Source organism: Roseobacter sp. GAI101, assembly GCF_000156335.1.
Taxonomy (GTDB): Bacteria; Pseudomonadota; Alphaproteobacteria; order Rhodobacterales; family Rhodobacteraceae; genus Sulfitobacter.
Genome location: NZ_DS999213.1, coordinates 3,413,690 through 3,433,167, shown reverse-complemented (window position 1 = coordinate 3,433,167; position 19,478 = coordinate 3,413,690). Strand labels below are relative to the sequence as shown.

18 protein-coding genes are annotated in these 19,478 nt (G+C 58.4%); 5 read left to right on the top strand and 13 right to left on the bottom strand.

The features are described from left to right. The first annotated feature begins 45 nt into the window (after nt 1-45). Nucleotides 46-1,065, top strand: coding sequence for a ribose-phosphate pyrophosphokinase (locus tag RGAI101_RS16230; protein ID WP_008227015.1), 1,020 nt, complete (start codon nt 46-48; stop codon nt 1,063-1,065). 18 nt (nt 1,066-1,083) lie between these two features. Here the strand turns inward: RGAI101_RS16230 and RGAI101_RS16225 are convergent, their stop codons facing one another. The 7 genes from RGAI101_RS16225 to RGAI101_RS16195 form a co-directional block, all read right to left on the bottom strand. Further along, nucleotides 1,084-1,425: an H-type lectin domain-containing protein gene (locus tag RGAI101_RS16225; protein WP_008227714.1), complete on the bottom strand. Its 342-nt coding sequence runs from the start codon at nt 1,423-1,425 to the stop codon at nt 1,084-1,086. 129 nt (nt 1,426-1,554) lie between these two features. Further along, on the bottom strand, nt 1,555-1,992 hold the full coding sequence (locus RGAI101_RS16220) for a F0F1 ATP synthase subunit epsilon (protein ID WP_008225390.1): 438 nt from the start codon (nt 1,990-1,992) through the stop codon (nt 1,555-1,557). 12 nt (nt 1,993-2,004) lie between these two features. Then, entirely contained in the window at nt 2,005-3,429 is a 1,425-nt protein-coding gene (atpD, locus tag RGAI101_RS16215) for a F0F1 ATP synthase subunit beta (RefSeq protein ID WP_037228553.1), read from the bottom strand. Between the two features lie 19 nt (nt 3,430-3,448). Next, the gene (locus RGAI101_RS16210; protein WP_008226690.1) at nt 3,449-4,327 is read right to left on the bottom strand and encodes a F0F1 ATP synthase subunit gamma; all 879 of its coding nucleotides are present in this window, start codon (nt 4,325-4,327) and stop codon (nt 3,449-3,451) included. Between the two features lie 14 nt (nt 4,328-4,341). Beyond that, on the bottom strand, nt 4,342-5,880 hold the full coding sequence (gene atpA / locus RGAI101_RS16205) for a F0F1 ATP synthase subunit alpha (RefSeq protein ID WP_008227680.1): 1,539 nt from the start codon (nt 5,878-5,880) through the stop codon (nt 4,342-4,344). Beyond that, on the bottom strand, nt 5,881-6,441 hold the full coding sequence (locus RGAI101_RS16200) for a F0F1 ATP synthase subunit delta (protein ID WP_198133708.1): 561 nt from the start codon (nt 6,439-6,441) through the stop codon (nt 5,881-5,883). Nucleotides 6,442-6,731: 290 nt separating this feature from the next. Continuing rightward, entirely contained in the window at nt 6,732-7,478 is a 747-nt protein-coding gene (locus tag RGAI101_RS16195; RefSeq protein WP_008226190.1) for a hypothetical protein, read from the bottom strand. Nucleotides 7,479-7,636: 158 nt separating this feature from the next. Between RGAI101_RS16195 and gloB the strand changes: the two genes are divergently transcribed. The 3 genes from gloB (at nt 7,637) to RGAI101_RS16180 (ending at nt 11,867) form a co-directional block, all read left to right on the top strand. Further along, nucleotides 7,637-8,404: a hydroxyacylglutathione hydrolase gene (gene gloB, locus RGAI101_RS16190; protein ID WP_008225351.1), complete on the top strand. Its 768-nt coding sequence runs from the start codon at nt 7,637-7,639 to the stop codon at nt 8,402-8,404. A 173-nt stretch (nt 8,405-8,577) separates the two neighbouring features. After that, on the top strand, nt 8,578-10,899 hold the full coding sequence (clpA, locus tag RGAI101_RS16185) for an ATP-dependent Clp protease ATP-binding subunit ClpA (RefSeq protein ID WP_008225544.1): 2,322 nt from the start codon (nt 8,578-8,580) through the stop codon (nt 10,897-10,899). Further along, on the top strand, nt 10,896-11,867 hold the full coding sequence (locus tag RGAI101_RS16180; RefSeq protein ID WP_008228324.1) for a M23 family metallopeptidase: 972 nt from the start codon (nt 10,896-10,898) through the stop codon (nt 11,865-11,867). Before clpA ends, RGAI101_RS16180 begins: the two co-directional genes overlap by 4 nt. A gap of 2 nt (nt 11,868-11,869) precedes the next feature. Here the strand turns inward: RGAI101_RS16180 and RGAI101_RS16175 are convergent, their stop codons facing one another. From RGAI101_RS16175 to RGAI101_RS16165, 3 genes are all read right to left on the bottom strand, one after another. Further along, the gene (locus RGAI101_RS16175; RefSeq protein WP_037228548.1) at nt 11,870-13,723 is read right to left on the bottom strand and encodes a peptidoglycan -binding protein; all 1,854 of its coding nucleotides are present in this window, start codon (nt 13,721-13,723) and stop codon (nt 11,870-11,872) included. 2 nt (nt 13,724-13,725) lie between these two features. Continuing rightward, nucleotides 13,726-14,928: a hypothetical protein gene (locus RGAI101_RS16170; RefSeq protein WP_037228546.1), complete on the bottom strand. Its 1,203-nt coding sequence runs from the start codon at nt 14,926-14,928 to the stop codon at nt 13,726-13,728. Between the two features lie 74 nt (nt 14,929-15,002). Next, nucleotides 15,003-15,533, bottom strand: a complete 531-nt coding sequence (locus tag RGAI101_RS16165; protein ID WP_008225725.1) for a gamma-glutamylcyclotransferase — start codon at nt 15,531-15,533, stop codon at nt 15,003-15,005. Between the two features lie 70 nt (nt 15,534-15,603). Between RGAI101_RS16165 and RGAI101_RS16160 the strand changes: the two genes are divergently transcribed. Next, nucleotides 15,604-16,608, top strand: coding sequence for a DUF2125 domain-containing protein (locus RGAI101_RS16160; RefSeq protein WP_008228571.1), 1,005 nt, complete (start codon nt 15,604-15,606; stop codon nt 16,606-16,608). Nucleotides 16,609-16,610: 2 nt separating this feature from the next. On the opposite strand, the gene RGAI101_RS16155 is transcribed toward RGAI101_RS16160, so the two are convergent. From RGAI101_RS16155 to hisC, 3 genes are read right to left on the bottom strand one after another with little or no spacing between them, the layout of a single operon-like run. Further along, nucleotides 16,611-17,372, bottom strand: coding sequence for an extensin-like domain-containing protein (locus RGAI101_RS16155; protein ID WP_008226515.1), 762 nt, complete (start codon nt 17,370-17,372; stop codon nt 16,611-16,613). Continuing rightward, on the bottom strand, nt 17,369-18,289 hold the full coding sequence (locus RGAI101_RS16150; RefSeq protein ID WP_008226590.1) for a prephenate/arogenate dehydrogenase family protein: 921 nt from the start codon (nt 18,287-18,289) through the stop codon (nt 17,369-17,371). Before RGAI101_RS16150 ends, RGAI101_RS16155 begins: the two co-directional genes overlap by 4 nt. Nucleotide 18,290: 1 nt before the next feature. After that, a complete protein-coding gene (hisC, locus tag RGAI101_RS16145; protein WP_037228544.1) occupies nt 18,291-19,373 on the bottom strand; it encodes a histidinol-phosphate transaminase in 1,083 nt (360 codons plus the stop codon). Between the last annotated feature and the right edge of the window lie 105 nt (nt 19,374-19,478).

Sequence of the window (19,478 nt, the reverse complement as noted above, 5' to 3'; positions counted from 1 at the left end):
CGTCACGATTCTGTCACATGTTATGCAACCGGGGACTCCTTGCACATGGCTCAAACATCTGAACCCAAACTCATCTCAGGCAACGCCAACATGCCACTGGCCAAAGCGATTGCGCGGCGGATGTCGCTGCACCGCGGTGTCAATGTGGGGTTGGTCGATGCCCGGGTCGAACGTTTCAATGACAGCGAAGTCTTTGTCGAAGTGTTCGAGAACGTGCGCGGTGAAGACATGTTCATCATCCAGCCAACGTCGAACCCGGCCAATGACAACCTGATGGAATTGCTGGTGATGGCCGACGCCCTGCGCCGGTCGTCAGCAGCGCGGGTCACCGCCGTTCTGCCGTATTTCGGGTACGCCCGCCAGGACCGCCGCACCAAGGCACGCACCCCGATCACAGCCAAGCTGGTCGCCAACATGATGGTTGGCACCGGGATCGAACGGATCCTGACCATGGATTTGCACGCCGCGCAGATTCAGGGATTTTTCGACATTCCGGTGGATAACCTTTATGCGTCGCCCGTCTTTGCATTGGATATCAAGAACGAATTCAAAGACCGGATGGGCGAACTAATGGTCGTATCCCCGGATGTGGGCGGCGTTGCACGCGCCCGCGAACTGGCCAAGCGGATCAACTCCCCCCTCGCCATTGTCGACAAACGTCGCGAAAAGCCCGGCGAGATTGCTGAAATGACCGTGATCGGGGACGTCACTGACAAGATCTGCCTGATCGTCGATGACATTTGCGACACTGCCGGCACACTGTGCAAGGCTGCCGAGGTATTGCTGGAGAACGGTGCGAAGGAAGTTCATTCCTACATCAGCCACGGCGTAATGTCCGGCCCCGCTGTTGAGCGGGTGAGCAATTCCGTTATGAAATCCTTGGTCATCACCGACAGCATCCAGCCGACGGACGCGGTCAAACAGGCCCAGAACATCCGGATTGTGCCGACGGCACCGATCTTTGCCCAGGCGATCCTGAACATCTGGAACGGCACTTCCGTATCATCCCTGTTCGATGCTGAATCCCTTGAGCCGATCTATGACGGGATGTACAAGGCCCTCTGAACCATTGGACCGGGACGTCTAGTAGATGTCCCAGTCTTCTTCCTGGTGCAGCGGACCGATTGCAAACCACGCGATCCGAACCCGCGCGATGCGGGTGTCCCCCCACGTGCGAAACACCAGATCAAAGCCCTCATCGGTGATATCCTCTGACCTCAGGTCTGCGCGCATGACCGTTGCATTGTCCACGTCCCACAGCGCCAGCGACGACTGGACAGTCGGGGCCTCTTTGAACGGCGTTGAAAAGACAACACGTTGACGGCGTTCGCGCTGACCTGTTCCGGTCCACATCTCGCCACCATCTTCAAAGTCGGAAAAGAGAACGGTTTCGCCGCTTTCTACGCCAACGGTGTTTCCATTCATTCGCTTCATTCTGGGGTTGTATTCCGATCACTCGCTAACCTTCAACGCGTTTTTATCCTACAAGGCATAATTTAAATAGAAAAGGCCCCGCAAAAGCGAGGCCCCTTCGATAGATCTTGCAAGGACGCGTTAAAGAGACGGCTGTTTGCTCGACAATCCGATCTGATCCCCCATGGCAACCATGTCGGACAGCAGCTTGGCTGCATCATCCACGGGGCCGGGTTCATTGACGAAATTGGACTTTGCCGTGGAATACATCGTCTTGGCTTCTTCCATCATCTCGTCCAGATGCTCTTGGGTCATTTCACCCTTGGGCACGGCGCGTTCGGCCAGAACCGACACACCAGCAGCCGAGATTTCAGCGAAGCCGCCAGTAACCACATATTCCGTAGCACCTTCCGGGCCTTCAACACGCAGCACGCCAGGGCGCAACGTGGTGAGGGTGGGAGCATGATCAGGCATTGCTGTCATGTCCCCGTCTGCACCCGGAATCTGAACGGCCGTCACCTGCATCGAGGCCAGCCGCCGCTCGGGCGAAACGAGGTCGAATTGCATTGTGTCTGCCATTTTCAGCGCTCCTTAAGCGGCGTCTGCCGCCATTTTTTCGGCTTTCGCCTTCACTTCTTCGATGCCGCCAACCATGTAGAAGGCACCTTCGGGCAGGTGATCGTATTCGCCTGCAACAACAGCCTTGAACGACTGGATTGTTTCTTCCAAGGGAACCTGCTTACCGTCGGAACCGGTGAACACCTTCGCAACGTCGAAAGGCTGGCTCAGGAAACGTTCGATCTTGCGGGCCCGGGCGACAGCCAATTTGTCGTCTTCCGACAATTCGTCCATGCCGAGGATAGCGATGATATCCTGAAGCGACTTGTAGCGCTGCAGAACACCCTGAACGTCACGGGCAACATTGTAGTGCTCTTCGCCAACGATGGACGGGTCCATCAGACGCGATGTGGAACCCAGCGGGTCAACGGCAGGGTAAATACCCTTTTCCGAGATCGAACGGTCCAGAACGGTTGTCGCGTCAAGGTGCGCAAACGATGTCGCAGGCGCAGGGTCGGTAAGGTCATCCGCTGGAACGTAAACGGCTTGCACCGATGTAATCGAACCGGCTTTGGTCGATGTAATACGTTCCTGCATCGCACCCATGTCTGTCGCCAGCGTTGGCTGGTAGCCAACCGCCGAAGGAATACGGCCTAGCAGAGCCGAAACCTCGGAACCCGCTTGTGTGAAGCGGAAGATGTTGTCGACGAAGAACAGAACGTCTGTACCGGACTGGTCGCGGAACTGCTCGGCCAATGTCAGACCGGTCAGGGCAACACGCATACGCGCACCTGGAGGCTCGTTCATCTGGCCGTACACCAGCGCAACCTGCGATTTCTCAAGGTCATCAGGGTTGATAACGTTGGATTCGATCATCTCGTGATAAAGGTCGTTCCCTTCGCGGGTACGTTCACCAACACCGGCGAAAACCGAATAGCCGGAGTGTACTTTGGCGATGTTGTTGATCAATTCCATGATCAAAACGGTTTTGCCAACACCGGCACCGCCGAACAGACCAATTTTACCACCCTTGGCGTAAGGGGCCAGAAGGTCGATAACCTTGATGCCGGTTTCCAGTACTTCGGAAGATGTCGACTGTTCCGCGAATTCCGGCGCGTCCGCGTGGATCGAGCGGCGCTCGGCCGATGCGATTTCGCCTTTTTCGTCGATGGCTTCGCCAACAACGTTCATGATGCGGCCCAATGTGGCGTTGCCAACCGGGATCGAGATCGGCGCGCCTGTGTCTTCGACGCGCTGACCGCGTACCAGACCTTCGGTCGCGTCCATCGCAATGGTGCGCACTGTGTTTTCGCCAAGATGCTGAGCCACTTCGAGGATCAGTTTCTTGCCTTGGTTTTCGGTCGTGATCGCGTTCAGAATCTCCGGCAGGTGATCCTCGAACTGCACATCGACGACCGCGCCGATGACTTGTGTAACTTTACCGACAGCTTGTGCCATGTCGTTTTTCTCCAATACCTTACAGCGCTTCCGCGCCGGAAATGATTTCGATCAGCTCGTTGGTGATGACGGCCTGACGGGAACGGTTATATTCGATGGTCAGATCTTCGATCATATCACCGGCGTTCCGTGTCGCGTTATCCATTGCCGACATCCGCGCGCCCTGTTCCGAGGCCGCATTTTCCAGCAAAGCCGAGAAGATCGCCGTTGCGACGCCGCGCGGCAGCAGGTCGGCCAGGATGGCCTCTTCGCTGGGCTCGTAGTCGAACAATGTCGATGCCTCGTCCTTGGCCTCTTCCGTGTCGAAAGACGCCGGGATGATCTGCTGCGCCGTGGGCGTTTGGCTGACGACGTTCACGAACTTTGCGTAAAAGATCGTGGCCACGTCAAACTCGCCCGCATCGAAACGACCAAGTACATCTTTCGCGATGCCCTGCGCGTCGGCATAGCCAAGGCGCTTGACGTCGGTCAGGTCAACGTGACCCACGAGGTTCTTGGCAAAGTCGCGGCGAATGCTGTCGCGACCCTTCTTGCCGACGGTCAAGATCTTGACCTCCTTGCCCTCGCTAATCAGGCGGCGGGCGTGGACTTTGGCAAGCTTTGCGATGTTGGCGTTGAAACCACCGCACAGACCGCGTTCAGCGGTCATAACCACCAGCAGGTGAACCTTGTTCTCGCCTGTACCGCTTAGCAGTTTGGGCGCGGAATCCGATCCACCGACCGAGGCGGCCAGCCGCGACATCACAGCGTTAAAACGCTCTGTGTAGGGGCGTGACTGTTCGGCAGCTTCCTGCGCGCGGCGAAGTTTCGCCGCGGCAACCATTTGCATGGCTTTCGTGATCTTGCGGGTGTTTTTCACCGACGCGATCCGGTTTTTTAGGTCCTTGAGGTTTGGCATGTGCCCTCCCTCCCTTAAGCGAAGTCAGCGGCGAAAGATTGGATAGCTGCTTTGATCTTGTCTTCCAGCTCACCCTTCACCTTGCGGTCGTTTTCGGTGATGTCGGTCATCAGATCAGCGTGCTTGCTGCGCAGATGCGCCAGCAGACCTGCTTCAAAGCGGCCAACTTGCTTGACGTCGATCTTGTCAAGGAAACCGTTTGTACCCGCATAGATCACGCAGACGATTTCAGCGTTGGTCAGCGGCGAATACTGGGGCTGCTTCATCAGCTCTGTCAGACGCGCACCACGGTTCAGCAACTGCTGTGTGGAAGCATCAAGGTCGGAACCGAACTGGGCAAAGGCCGCCATTTCGCGGTACTGAGCCAAGGACAGCTTGACCGGACCCGCAACCGAGGACATCGCCTTGGTCTGAGCCGAGGAACCAACACGCGAAACCGACAGACCAGTGTTCACGGCGGGGCGGATGCCTTGGTAGAACAATTCGGTTTCAAGGAAGATCTGACCGTCAGTGATCGAAATCACGTTTGTCGGAATAAACGCCGAAACGTCACCACCTTGGGTTTCAATGATCGGCAGCGCCGTCAAGGAGCCGTTGCCAGCCTCATCGCCAAGCTTGGCGGAGCGTTCCAGCAACCGGGAGTGAAGATAGAAAACGTCGCCAGGGTAGGCTTCACGACCGGGTGGACGACGCAGCAACAGCGACATCTGACGGTAGGAAACGGCCTGTTTGGACAAGTCATCATAAACGATCAGGGCGTGACGGCCGTTGTCGCGGAAGAATTCCGCCATGGCTGTCGCAGAGTAAGGTGCGAGGTACTGCATGGGCGCAGGCTCGGACGCGGTGGCGGCAACAACGATGGAATATTCAATCGCACCGGTTTCTTCGAGCTTTTTCACCAGCTGTGCAACTGTCGAACGCTTCTGACCGATTGCAACGTACACGCAGTACATTTTCTTGCTCTCGTCGTCGCCAGCGGCTGCGTTTACTTGCTGTTGGTTCAGGATCGCGTCAAGTGCGACGGCTGTCTTGCCGGTCTGACGGTCACCAATGATCAATTCGCGCTGTCCACGGCCAACGGGGATCATCGCGTCAACGGACTTGAGGCCCGTCGCCATTGGTTCGTGAACCGATTTCCGCGGGATAATGCCGGGGGCTTTGACGTCTGCAAGGCCACGCTCGGTGGATTCGATGGGGCCTTTGCCATCGATTGGGTTGCCAAGACCGTCAACAACACGACCCAGCAGGCCGTTGCCGATTGGCACGTCCACGATGGAGTTCGTGCGCTTTACGGTGTCGCCTTCTTTGATGTCCCGGTCGGACCCGAAGATAACCACACCGACGTTGTCGGTTTCAAGGTTCAGGGCCATGCCCATGATGCCACCGGGGAATTCGACCATCTCGCCGGCCTGAACATTGTCCAGACCATAAACACGAGCGATACCGTCACCGACGGACAGAACCCGGCCAACTTCGGCGACTTCTGCTTCTTGACCAAAGTTCTTGATCTGGTCCTTCAGGATCGCAGAAATTTCTGCAGCTTGGATACCCATTTATCCGACCTCTTTCATTACATTCTGGAGGGAATTGAGCTTTGCGCGGATCGACGTGTCGATCATCTTGGAGCCCACTTTGACGATAAGACCACCGATGAGGGATTCATCAACGGTCGCATTCAACGTTACGGTTTTGCCCGTGGTCGCGGCAAGCGACTTGGACAACTTGTCAGATTGCGCCTTGGTCAGCGCCTTGGCGGAAATCACGTCAGCTGTGACTTCGCCTTTTTCCACCGCGATGATCTCGCGGAGGTTTTCGATCAACTGTGGCATCACGAACAAGCGACGCTTGTTTGCCATCAGTTCCAGCGTGTTCGACATAATGTCGGACAGACCCATCTTCTTGGCGATGGCGCTGATCGATGCGGCCTGCTGGTCACGCGTGTAGATCGGCGAATGGATCAGGTCGCGAAAATCTTCGCTGTCGGCCAAAGAGGCCTCGAGCGCATCAAGATCTTTCTCGATCTGGGGAAGGGCTTTGGCCTCTTGGGCCAATTCATACACAGCAGTCGCGTAGCGTTTTGCGATGCCAGTAGAGATCGATGCTGTTTCGGACACGTCCATCCTCTCGTACGTCTGTGCCGGATATGCGAATACATCGCGTCACCGGGGTGTTGGCGCGGCTTGAATTTACCCAAGACGTCTAAATCAGGGCGGATGTAGCAGACAGGTTCGCCTGCCGCAACACAGTATAGTGACTGAGGGCCGCGAAACTGCCCCTTATTCTTAATACTCGGTTTACCTGCGACCGTTTGACACCACCAGAACAGCACGACACGGGGGCAATTTGGCAAGATTTATCGTTTTCAGGCGATTCTTGCCCGTGTTCTTGCCGATGTTTTGCTAGATCAGACCGGTTTGGGCACATTCGACCCGACACCGTCCAGCATGCGGATCGACCTGCGCTTGGGCACGCGTGATGCCTTCCCTTTTGGCGGGTAGACCAGCTTTGTCACCTCGACCATGAAGGCACCGCCCGCCATCATCGTCGGCATGTGCCGCCCGATCTTTTCGAACAATTTCCCCGACCGCATCCAGACCCGCCGGTTCGACGGCATCTGGTACAGTGCGCCCAGTTGGCGTTCGGGCAGAAACTGATGCTTGCGCAGCTGCGTTTCCAGCTGGCCGGGCGAATAGGGCCGCCCGTAGCCAAACGGCGTGATGTCGCGCCGCGCCCACAGCCCCGCACGGTTCGGCACGATGAACAACGCCCTGCCCCCCGGCCCCAACACGCGCCAGCATTCCTCAAGCAGATCGCCTTGCCGCTCGGATGTCTCGAGACCGTGCAGCAGCACCAGCCGGTCCACATGCCCTGTCTCGATCGGCCACAGCGTTTCTTCGGTCAGCACCGAAGTATTCGCCATGCCCGCAGGCCAGGGCATCACCCCCTGCGGGCCGGGCATCAACGTCATGACCCGCCGCGCATCCGCCAGATAAGGCCGCAGCAACGGCGCGGCAAAGCCGAACCCGACAACGGTTTGCCCTTTTGCCTCGGGCCACAACTCAAGCATCCGGCTGCGCAACGCGTGCTGTGCCGCCCGCCCTAGCGCGCTGCGATAGTAAAAGTTGCGCAGATCTTGCACATCAAGATGCATGGGCGTCGCCTTTCGTCCGGTTGCTGAGGTAACGTTAACCCAAACCCGCCATATGAAAAAGAGACATGACACAGACCCAAGACCGACAAACCGATTTGCAGGCCAACGCCGCGCAGGCTAGCGTCATACCAACCCCATCAACGCGTACAGGAGCCACCATGCCATTTGATCTTGTGACCATCCCCTGCCTGTCCGACAATTACGCCTTTCTGCTGCGCGACCAGGCCAGCGGCGCAGTTGCGCTGATCGACGTGCCGGAAGCGGCCCCGATTTCGGCCAAGCTGGACGACCTTGGCTGGACGCTGACGGAAATCTGGCTGACCCACCATCACCCGGACCATATTCAGGGCGTGCCTGACCTAATCACCGAACACCCTGCCCGTATCATTGGGGCGAAAGCGGACGCGCACCGCCTGCCTGATCTGGACCATGCTGTTAGCGATGGCGAAACGTTCCAGTTTGCCGGTCATGAGGTGCAGGTCATGGATGTCTCTGGCCATACGGTCGGACATATCGCCTTTTATGTGCCGGCTGCCAAATGCGTCTTTACCGCCGACAGCCTGATGGCGCTAGGGTGCGGCCGCCTGTTCGAAGGCACGGCCGCACAAATGTGGTCCAGCATGCAAAAGCTGATGAAGCTGCCCGAAGACACCACAGTCTGCTCGGGTCATGAATATACGCAATCGAACGCAAAATTCGCGCTGACGGTTGATCCCAAGAACGATGCGCTTATATCTCGTTCAAGAGAAATCGATCTGGCGCGAAAGAATGGTGTGCCGACGGTCCCCTCGACACTTGTAACGGAACTTCAGACCAATCCGTTTCTGCGCCCCGGCGATCCCGGTATTCGCACGCAGCTTGGAATGAAAAACGCCACCGACACTGATGTGTTTGCCGAAATCCGCGCGCGCAAAGACCGTTTCTGATCGCCGCAATCATGGCCGAAATTGTTGTTCACGATAATTGTGACGATAATATTGCAGAAAAAACTTGAAGCTTTGCCGTGATCAACCAAACTCTAATACTATGAGGCCATGTTCGGAGACGGTCACCCTATACCGGGATACCGAACCGACACAGATCGAAAAGGAGCACGCACGTGCCTTCATTCTCGTCTACACTAGAACAAGCAATTCATTCCGCCCTGGCGCTTGCAAACGCGCGCCGTCATGAATTCGCAACGCTTGAGCATTTATTGCTGGCCCTGATCGATGAACCAGATGCGGTTCAGGTTATGAAGGCCTGCTCTGTCGACATGACGGAACTCCGCGAGACCTTGGTCGAATTCGTCGACGAAGACCTGAGCAACCTCGTCACCGATGTCGACGGCTCGGAAGCGGTGCCCACCGCGGCATTCCAACGGGTCATCCAGCGCGCTGCGATCCACGTGCAGTCCTCTGGCCGAACCGAAGTGACAGGTGCCAACGTGCTGGTCGCGATCTTTGCGGAACGCGAAAGCAATGCGGCTTATTTCCTGCAAGAGCAGGACATGACCCGCTATGACGCCGTAAACTTCATCGCCCACGGCGTCGCCAAAGACCCCGCATTCGGTGAGCCGCGCCCGATCTCCGGCGCGCCCGAACACGAGGAAGAAGCCCAAGGCGTGACCGAAGGTGACAAGAAGGAATCCGCGCTGGAGAAATACTGCGTGGATCTGAACGCCAAATCCCGCGAAGGCGACATCGACCCGCTGATCGGTCGCGATGCCGAAGTCGAACGCTGCATCCAGGTGCTTTGCCGCCGCCGCAAGAACAACCCGCTTCTGGTGGGCGATCCCGGTGTCGGTAAAACCGCCATTGCCGAAGGTCTGGCACGCAAAATTGTCGCGGGCGAGACACCCGAAGTGCTGTCCAAAACAACCATCTTCTCGCTCGATATGGGCGCGCTGTTGGCAGGCACACGGTACCGTGGTGATTTCGAAGAACGCCTGAAAGCCGTCGTGACCGAACTGGAAGAGCACAAGGATGCGGTGTTGTTCATCGATGAAATCCACACCGTCATTGGTGCGGGTGCGACATCGGGCGGCGCAATGGATGCGTCCAACCTGCTGAAACCTGCACTAGCGGGCGGGAAGCTGCGGACCATGGGGTCGACGACCTACAAGGAATTCCGCCAGCATTTCGAAAAGGACCGGGCCCTTGCACGCCGTTTCCAAAAGATCGACGTGAATGAACCTTCGGTTGAAGATGCGGTGAAAATCCTGCGCGGGATCAAGCCCTATTTCGAAGAACACCACTCGGTTAAATACACGGCAGATGCGATCCGCACCTCCGTGGAACTGGCACATCGGTATATCAACGACCGTAAACTGCCGGATTCAGCCATTGATGTGATCGACGAAGCCGGGGCAGCGCAGCACCTTATCGCAGCCTCCAAGCGCCGTAAAACCATCGGCACCAAAGAAGTTGAAGCCGTCGTCGCCAAGATCGCGCGCATTCCTCCGAAGAATGTGTCGAAAGACGATGTCGTGGTTCTGAAAGACCTCGAAGCGTCGCTCAAGCGGGTCGTCTTTGGGCAGGATGCTGCAATCGACGCGCTGTCATCGGCGATCAAGCTTGCCCGTGCAGGTCTGCGCGAACCCGAGAAGCCCATCGGCAACTACCTGTTCGCAGGTCCGACTGGTGTAGGTAAAACCGAAGTGGCAAAGCAATTGGCTGACACGCTCGGGGTCGAACTTCTGCGCTTTGACATGTCCGAATACATGGAGAAGCACGCCGTTTCACGTCTGATCGGTGCGCCTCCGGGCTATGTCGGGTTTGACCAAGGCGGCATGTTGACCGACGGCGTCGACCAGCACCCGCATTGCGTCTTGCTGCTTGACGAGATGGAGAAAGCCCATCCCGACGTCTACAACATCCTGTTGCAGGTGATGGACCACGGCAAGCTCACCGACCACAACGGTCGGACGGTAGATTTCCGTAATGTCGTTCTGATCATGACGTCAAACGCTGGGGCGTCCGAACAGGCAAAAGAGGCGATCGGTTTCGGTCGGGACCGTCGGACGGGCGAAGACACTGCCGCGATCGAACGGACCTTCACGCCGGAATTCCGCAACCGTCTGGACGCTGTCATCAGCTTTGCACCGCTGCCCAAAGCAGTGATCATGCGCGTGGTCGAGAAATTCGTCCTGCAATTGGAAGCACAGTTGATGGATCGGAACGTAACGATCGAACTTTCGACCAAAGCCGCTGAATGGCTTGCCGACAAAGGCTATGATGAAAAAATGGGTGCGCGTCCTCTGGGCCGGGTCATCCAGGAACACATCAAAAAGCCTTTGGCCGAAGAACTGCTGTTCGGCAAGTTGGCCAAGGGCGGTGTCGTCAAGGTCGGCGTCAAGAAAGGCGAGCTTGATCTGACTGTTCTGAGCTCTGAAAACCCGAAGCTGACCGGCAACAAGCCTCCTTTGCTGACGGCCGAATGAAGCTAACCGGCGCGGTTTTTGCCGTCGCCCTGCCCTTTGCCAGTCCCGCGCTGGCAGAGGTCTTTTTGCTTTCCCCCCCAATAGACTGTGACCTGACGACCGATTGCTACATTCAGCAATTTGTTGACAGTGACCCAACGCCTGCCGCCTCTGATTTCACCTGCTCAACGCTCAGCTATGATGGCCACAAAGGCACCGACTTTGCATTGCGCAACCGTGCACAAATTGCGAAAGACATCCGCGTGTTGGCCAGCGCCCCCGGCCGCATCAAAGGCATCCGCGATGGCATGGCCGATACGGGGTATTCGACTGAAGCAGCTGACACCGTAGACGGCAAGGAATGCGGCAATGGCGTTGTCATAGATCACGGGGACGGATGGGAAACCCAATATTGCCACCTGAAACAAGGGTCTGTCCTTGTCAAATCCGGACAGGACGTGTCGGCGGGTCAAGAGCTGGGGTTTGTCGGCCAATCAGGCAAAGCGGCCTTTCCGCATGTCCATTTATCTGTGCGCAAAGACGGCATGGTCGTCGACCCCTTCGATCCCGATGGCAAAACCAGCTGCGCATCGCCCGGCGACAGCAATTTATGGACAGACAGGCCCGACTACCGTTCAGGCGGCCTGATTGAAATCGGTTTTACTGACGCCGTCCCCAAATTCGACGACATCAAAGCGGGAACGGCTGCCATGAATTCCCTGATGCCTGATGCCCCTGCCCTGGTCGTTTGGGGTTATCTTTTTGGCAGCCAACCTGACGACATCCTGAGATTGTCCATCACCGGTCCCGACGGAATGATCGTTGCAAACGATGTAACGCTGACGAAATCCCAGGCACAGGCATTCCGCGCCATCGGCAAGAAACGCCGCAGCAAGGCTTGGCCGGCGGGCGAGTATCTCGGCGATGTCACGATGCTGCGGGGGACGCAGATCATCAGCCGCCAGACGACTTCACTAACAATCGAATAGGCTTATTTTTCCGTAAGCTTCAGTTCGATCCGACGGTTTTGCGCCCGCGCACTCTCTGAATCTCCCTCGGCGACGGGCTGATATTGGCCAAATCCATTGGCGGCCAAACGGTCCGGTGCGATCCCCAGAAAGTTGATCATGTACTTCACCACAGACAGCGCGCGCGCTTGGCTTAGCTCCCAGTTGTCGGCAAATGCACCCAAGCCAGACAGCGGCTGATTGTCCGTGTGGCCATCCACCCGGATCACCCAGTCGATTTCAGGTGGAATATCTGCGGCGATATTCCGCAGGATTTCAGCCACCTTTGCGATCTCTCGTTGCCCATCGGTCGACAGCTGGGCCGCACCGGGCGGAAACAGAACTTCGGAAGAGAACACGAACCGATCCCCTTCAATGCGGACCCCTGCCTGATTACCCAGCAGATCTCGCAAGCGGCCAAAAAATTCCGAACGATATTGTTCAAGGTTCTTGGTTTCCGCCTCAAGACGCTTGCGCTCCGCCGCTTCCAGCTCTGCGCGGCGGCGTTCTTCGGCGGCAACGCGGGCAAGGGCGGTGTTCAGGTCCGACCCAAGCGATTGCAACTGGACCTCTTTCACTGCATCGCGCGCGACCGCGTCATCCAGCAAGGACTGCAATTCTCCCAATTGCCCGCGCAAGGCCGCGACCTGCTGGTTCAGCAATTCGGTCTGGCGCTGCGCTGCCGCACTCGTGGCGGTCTCTTGGGACAAGGCCGATTGAGCAGCGGCCAGCAATGCGGCCTGTTTTTGCGCATCTTTTTGCGCATCGGTCAGTTGCTCTTGAGCCTGTGCCTCAGCGGCAACCTTCGCGGCAAGAGCTTCTGCAAGCTGCTCTCGCAATGCCGCGCGATCCGCGACCTGGGTTTCAAGCTTTCCAACGTCAGCGAGGGCGGCCGCCAGCATGGCGTCCAAGTCTTTTTCGGCGGCACGGGCGGCAGCTAACAAGGTTAACGCATCCTCGGCATCCTTGCGTTGCGCCTCAAGCGACAGGGTCATCGCCGTCAGTTCTGCATCCGCATTCTCAAGCCGGTTACGCAGCAATTCGGCGGCGGCGGCTTCGGCGATCCGAGCGGATTCCGCTTCTGACAGCGCGGTTTCAGCTTCCTCCGCTGCTGTGGTCAATGCGGCCACTTGCGCTTGCGTATCTTCGTTGCGCGCGCGCAGATCCGCAACCAATGCGTCCAACGCCTCACGACGGGCAGCTGCCAAACGGGCGGCTTCGGCTTGCGCATCCGTTTCGGAGCGTGCTGCGGCCAGGGCCAGATTCAACGCATCCTGTTCACTGATCAACGCGGCTTGGGCATCTTCCAAGGTCGCAACCCGTGCCTGTGCATCATCACGTTGATCTGACAGCGCGGCGATTTGTGCATCTGCATTCTCGCGTTGCGACACAAGCGAAGCAATTTGCGCGTTTGCATCATCACGTTGCGACAAGAGTGTCGCGACTTGTGCTTCGAAACTGGTGATTTGCGTCTGTGCATTTTCAAGTTCGGCGGCCTGACTGTCGCGCGTCGCCGTCAGTGCGGCGATCAGCGATGCCTGTTCGGTGGCCCGATCCCGTGCTGCCGTCAAGGATGTGTTCAGCGCGCCGACCTGCATTTCAAGATCCGCACTGTTCCGCCGTTCCATCCCAAGCGCTTGGGCAAGGGCTGCAACCTCGCCTGAAAGGGAGTTCAGCTCATCCTCCTGGCCGTTGATCCGCTGGGTCAATACCGCTTGCAAGACCATGAAAATGGTCAACACGAACATCAACACAAGCAAAAGCCCGGTCATCGCATCCACAAACCCAGGCCAGATTGAGGATTGAAACCGCGATCCGGAGCGACGGGAAAGGGCCATGCCTAGATGTCCTCAGGCTCTGGTTTATGTGGGCTGCGCATGCGGCGCGGTTCGGTGCCGCGTGGGGCGGACAATGCCTTGGCCAACAGCGAAATGTCTTTGCGAAACTCTGCCATCGTCTCTTGTCGTCCCGCCGAGATTTCTTCGAGAATGCGCAGCATCTGAACGTCGATCGACCTTAGGCGCATCCGGCTTTCAGCATCAATCTGGTCGCTGGCTTCCTGCCCTTCAAGCACGGCGATCATCCGTTCCTGACCACGTGCGATGCGGTCCAGACTGTCATTCGAAGCATCACCCTGCGCGCTTTTTGCCGTCATCGCCTCGACCGCGGTGGCCAGCGTATTCAGCCGGTCATTCAGCGCTGTCTGGCTTTGCGTTGATCCCGCGATTAACCCCGTCAGCGTATCCATCTGTTCGGTCATGTGATCCAGCAACCCGCCAACCGCGTTCTGATCGGCACTGCCATCGTCGCCCGATGAAAAGCCGACCCGCGTGATCGAGCTTAGCCAATCTTCGAGTTCCTGATAAAACCGGTTCTGACCATGCCCGGCAAAAAGTTCAAGCAAGCCCACGACCAGCGACCCCGCAAGCCCCAGCAGCGACGACCCGAACGCAACGCCCATCCCGCCCAGCTGGGATTCCAGGCCCGTCATCAGGCGTGCAAACATATCCGTGCTGCCGTCCCCCTCTTGCGGGGCGAGGCTGCGGATGGTTTCGACGACCGCGGGAACAGTGGTGGCCAGACCATAGAACGTACCCAAAAGGCCAAGAAAAATCAGCATATTGACAATGTAGCGCGTGATTTCACGGGCCTCGTCAATGCGGGTGGAAACGGAATCAAGGATCGACCGCGTCGACGTTGCGTTGACCTGCATCCGCGCGCCACGTGTGCGCAGCAAAGACGCCAGCGGGGCCAGCAGTTGCGGGGCAACCGTATCAGGGTCCGGCGTATCGGCGGCAAAGTTTTCGATCCAGCGGACCGACCCGATCAGTTGCACCACCTGATAGAAACAGGCGATGACACCGATGACAAACACGGCGATGATCACGCCGTTCAAATACGGGTTCGCCGCAAAGATCGGCAGCACGCTTGGCAACGCCAGAAACGCGCCCATCCCTGTCAGGCCGAGGACGATCAGCATAAGGGTAATCTGCCGCACCGGCTGGGAAAACTGTGGTTTAGCGTCTCTGTCTGACTGCGCCATGCCTCGTGGCTCCTGACACTTTTGTGCTTCTGTTACCGCAGCTTACACCAAATATTAACGAATAAGCCAAGGATTTATCTACAAAGTTCCTTTACGCGGGCGTGCAACCACTCAAGTGATGCATCATGCAGCCCGATTTGCGCCAGATGGCTGGCCGTATTGAACAGATATTCAGTATTTGGCCCCATACCGCCGACGGCTTTTGCGATGATCTGCGCCTGCTCTTCCAGGGGCAGGCCGCCGCAATACTGATCGTGCTCCGCATCGATCACATAGACCAACGCCTGCACCGTTCGGCCATCGGCCATCTGCACATCAAGGTTTTTTTCCACATAGGCCGATGAAATCAGCTCGCGCTCGCGCAGATACTCCAGCGTTTGGCCTTCCGTCCCCGGAGCCACCCGCAGCGCGATCCCGTCGCATGCGGTGCCCGTCACCGCGTCAAGCGCCAAGACCAAACCCGGTTGTTCGACCGATCCGCGGTGGTGGATAGAACGCATGCAAAACGATCGCGCATATCCCGGCAAGCGGCCAATCACGCTTTCCGCCACTTCAAATCCCGGTTTCCACAGCAAGCTGCCATAGCCGAACACCCACATCGCCATCACTCTGGTCCTTTATTGCCCGCTTGGTTAAAGCGGCTATATCAAGGGTGTTAATAAGGGTTTGAGCGTTATGGGCAAGCTGATCAAGGTCATCATGGTTTTGACGCTTCTTTGGGGCGGATGGTGGGCCATCGCAACAGCAGGCCTAAAGAGCGCGGGTACCACGTGGTTTGACGCGCGCCGGGCCGAGGGCTGGCAGGCAGATGTCGGCAGCATCGAAGAAAGTGGCTTTCCCCTGCGGTTGCAGACCCGATTGACCCACATCGCCTTGGCCGATCCCGAGACCGGCACCGCCGTCCGCATGGACCAATTCGACGTCTCCACCCCGGCGTATTGGCCCGGCTATGTCACCGTCACCCTGCCGGACACCCCCATCACACTGGCCAGCCCCGGACTGCGGGCCACCCTGACGGCGCAAGACGCGCAGGCTGATCTGCGCCTGCGCCCGGACACAACCTTACCTTTGGAAAGCATGGTATTGACCGGTGGCGAATGGAAAGTAGACACGGCTGCTGGCGATCTTCTGGGTGCGGATACCATCGCCATATCAATGATCCAGCAAACCGCAGAGGCACCGATTTACGATTTCCAGATTGATGCGACGGGGCTGACCCCCGGCACGTTGCCACGCGGTTTTCTGGGGCTGCCCGCCGACTGGCCCCTCGCCTTCGACACATTTACCGGCAGCATGACGGTGGGGTTTGACACCGTCTGGGACCGCCGCGCGCTTGAGCAGCGCCGCCCCCAACCGCGCAGCATTGACCTGGAGCGCGCGCAATTCGTCTGGGGCGCAGTCGAGATGTTGGCAACCGGGAATGTAACCGTAGACGAGGCCGGGCTTGCCACGGGCACCATATCGCTGAAGGCTGAAAACTGGCCGGCGATGTTGGAAATGGCCGAAACGTCGGGATATCTGGCGCGCAATGTTCGCCCGCAAGCAGAACAGATGCTGGGCGCTTTGGCACAGATGAGCGGCCAGACCACGGGGCTTGATCTGACCATCAGCCTGCAAGACGGGCGCATGTCGATGGGGTTTATTCCGCTGGGAAGCGCCCCCCGGATAGTCTTGCGCTGACTTTAGCGGCAGTAGGATCCGCTGCGATACCGCGCCGTGTCGAAATGAAAGTGATCCTGATGATAGCGATCCGCATTCGGGCCAAGGACGGTGCCAAACGGACCACAGGCCCCTTTGTGCATCCGGCGCAGCGTCTTGCCGTTTGCGGCGGCATGCCACCCTTTCAGCACGGTTACCTCTGCCCCGTTGGCCAGTTGGAACCCCGATATGTCAATCGCCCGCCCCCGCCCATGTTCCGAAATCTTGCCACCAGGTTGGTTGTTGCGCGTTCGGCAGACGTAGTGGGCGGCAACGCGTAGCCCTTTCAGCCCTCCGGACCGGTCAAATGCGGGTTTGGCTGATTTTTCAATCCAGTTCTTCAGCGATTTGGCGGTGACACAATCCATGACGGCCGCCTGGCTCAGCCTGACGCCGGCGACAGACTGCACCTGAACGGCATCCTCTACGCCACAGCCCTCATACTTGGGTTTCACCCGTCCGATTGCCTTGCCCTGAATGGACAGATCACCGCAAACTGCCCCACTCGCCAGCAGGCGGCGTTGCTGTGTTGCGCCGGATTCGACACTTGCGCTGCGCAGGAACGGACGCAACGAAACCTCCGGTCCGTTGCCCTGAATACCCACAATGCGGCGCGGGGTGGCTGTGATACTGCCCGACGGGTCCAGCATCATTGGTCCAAGGCGCGCAACGGGCCGCAACGAACTGTCAGGCCCTGCCATCAAGGGGCCCGACAGCAGGATGCAGATCACCGCGGCGCGGATCATTTCTTGGAGGGCGCGCGCCCAAAGTTTGGCGCATCGGTATCCTGCCCCGCCTCGATGATGCCGCGACGGATGGCGCGGGTGCGGGTAAAGTAGGCATGCAGATGGTCGCCATCGCCGGTGCGGATGGCACGTTGCAGGGCAAAAAGCTCTTCTGTGAAGCGGCCCAGAATTTCCAGCGTCGCGTCCTTGTTGGTCAGGAAAACATCGCGCCACATGGTCGGATCACTGGCCGCAATCCGGGTAAAATCGCGAAAACCCGCCGCTGAATATTTGATCACTTCGCTATCGGTCACCCGGCGCAGGTCATCGGCCACGCCCACCATCGTGTAGGCAATCAGATGCGGTGCGTGGCTGGTGACGGCTAGGACCAGATCGTGATGTTCGGCGTCCATTTCCTTGACATTGGCCCCGAGGCTTTCCCAAAAGCGGCGCAGGCGCGCGACGGCGTCGGCGTCGGTGTCCGGCACCGGCACCAGCAGGCACCAGCGGTTGTCGAAAAGCTCGGCAAAGCCGGAGCGTGGGCCGGAATGTTCTGTCCCTGCCAGTGGATGCGCGGGAATGAAATGCACGTTTTCGGGCAGCAACGGGCCGACTTGGGTGATCACGTCAGCCTTGACCGAACCTACATCGGTGACGGTACAGCCGGGTTTCAGAAAGCCCGCCATTTCGGCCGCGACCGATCCCATGACGCCAACAGGCACGCAAAGCACCACCAGATCGGCGTCTTCGACCGTCTTAGCGATGGAATCGCAGACCTCGTCGCAAAGGCCGATCTCGCGGGCGGTATCCCGGGTTTCGGCACTGCGTGCAAAGCCCGATACAGTCCCGACGTTGCCGGCCCGCTTCATGCTCCAGAACATCGAAGACGCGATCAGGCCAAGCCCGATCAGGGCGACTTTTTCATAGATAACGGGCATATCAGTCGCCTTTGAATTGTCGGATCGCATGCACGACACGGCGGCACGCGCTTTCATCGCCCACGGTAATGCGCAGGCAGGCAGGCAGCTTGTAGCCCGCGACACGCCGCACGATCAGCCCCTGGGTCTGAAGGTAGTCATCGCAGGCCTCTGCCTCGGCCTTGGACTTGAACCGCGCGAGGATGAAGTTGGCGCAAGACACATCCGACGGCACGCCGATTTCGGCCAGCGCATCCGCCATCCAGGTACGCCAGCGGGCGTTTTCGATCCGGCAATGTTCGGCGTAAGCCACGTCTTTTATTGCCGCTTCGGCGGCGTTTAGCCCTGCCTGAGACACGTTGAACGGGCCGCGCACACGGTTCAGCACATCGATGATGTGCGCCGGGCCATAGCCCCAACCGACGCGCAAGCCGCCAAGACCGTACAGCTTTGAAAACGTCCGCGTCATGACGATGTTGTCATGCGCTTCGACCAGCGCCGCGCCGCCGTCATACCCTTCGACATATTCCGCATAGGCCCCGTCCAGCACCAGGATCGCCTGCTTGGGGATACCCTTTGCCAGACGCTCGATCTCGCTCAGGCCGATCATCGTTCCTGTCGGGTTGTTGGGGTTGGCGATGAACACCAGCCGGGTCTTTTTGGTGCAGCCGGCCAACAGCGCATCCACATCGGTGACGCGTTCGTTTTCCTTGACTTCGACCGGGGTGGCCCCATTGGCCAGCGCCGAAATGCGGTACATGCCAAAGCCGTGTTCGGTGTGCAGCACCTCGGTGCCCTCGCCCGAATATGCCTGACACAGAAACGCAATGATTTCGTCCGATCCCGCGCCGCAAATGATCCTGTCAGGGTCCAGTCCGTGGACACTTGCAATGGCGTGGCGCAGGCCCCTGTGGTCAGACGACGGATAGCGGTGCAGATCATATGAGGCGTCGCGAAACGCCTTCATCGCAGCCTCGGAGGGCCCTAGGGGGTTCTCGTTCGAGCTGAGCTTGATTACATTTTCAAGCCCTGCCACGTGGGACGCCCCGCCTTGATACAGCGCGATGTCCATGATGCCGGATTGGGGGCGAATTGCGGTTGTCATGTGTCATGTCTCCTGTCGGGCGGACCTTAGCTGCGCGCCACGGCCAGCGCCACTGCGATCTTGCACCCTGCGTCACATCACAGGGTGGAAACGCAAAGGGGCCGC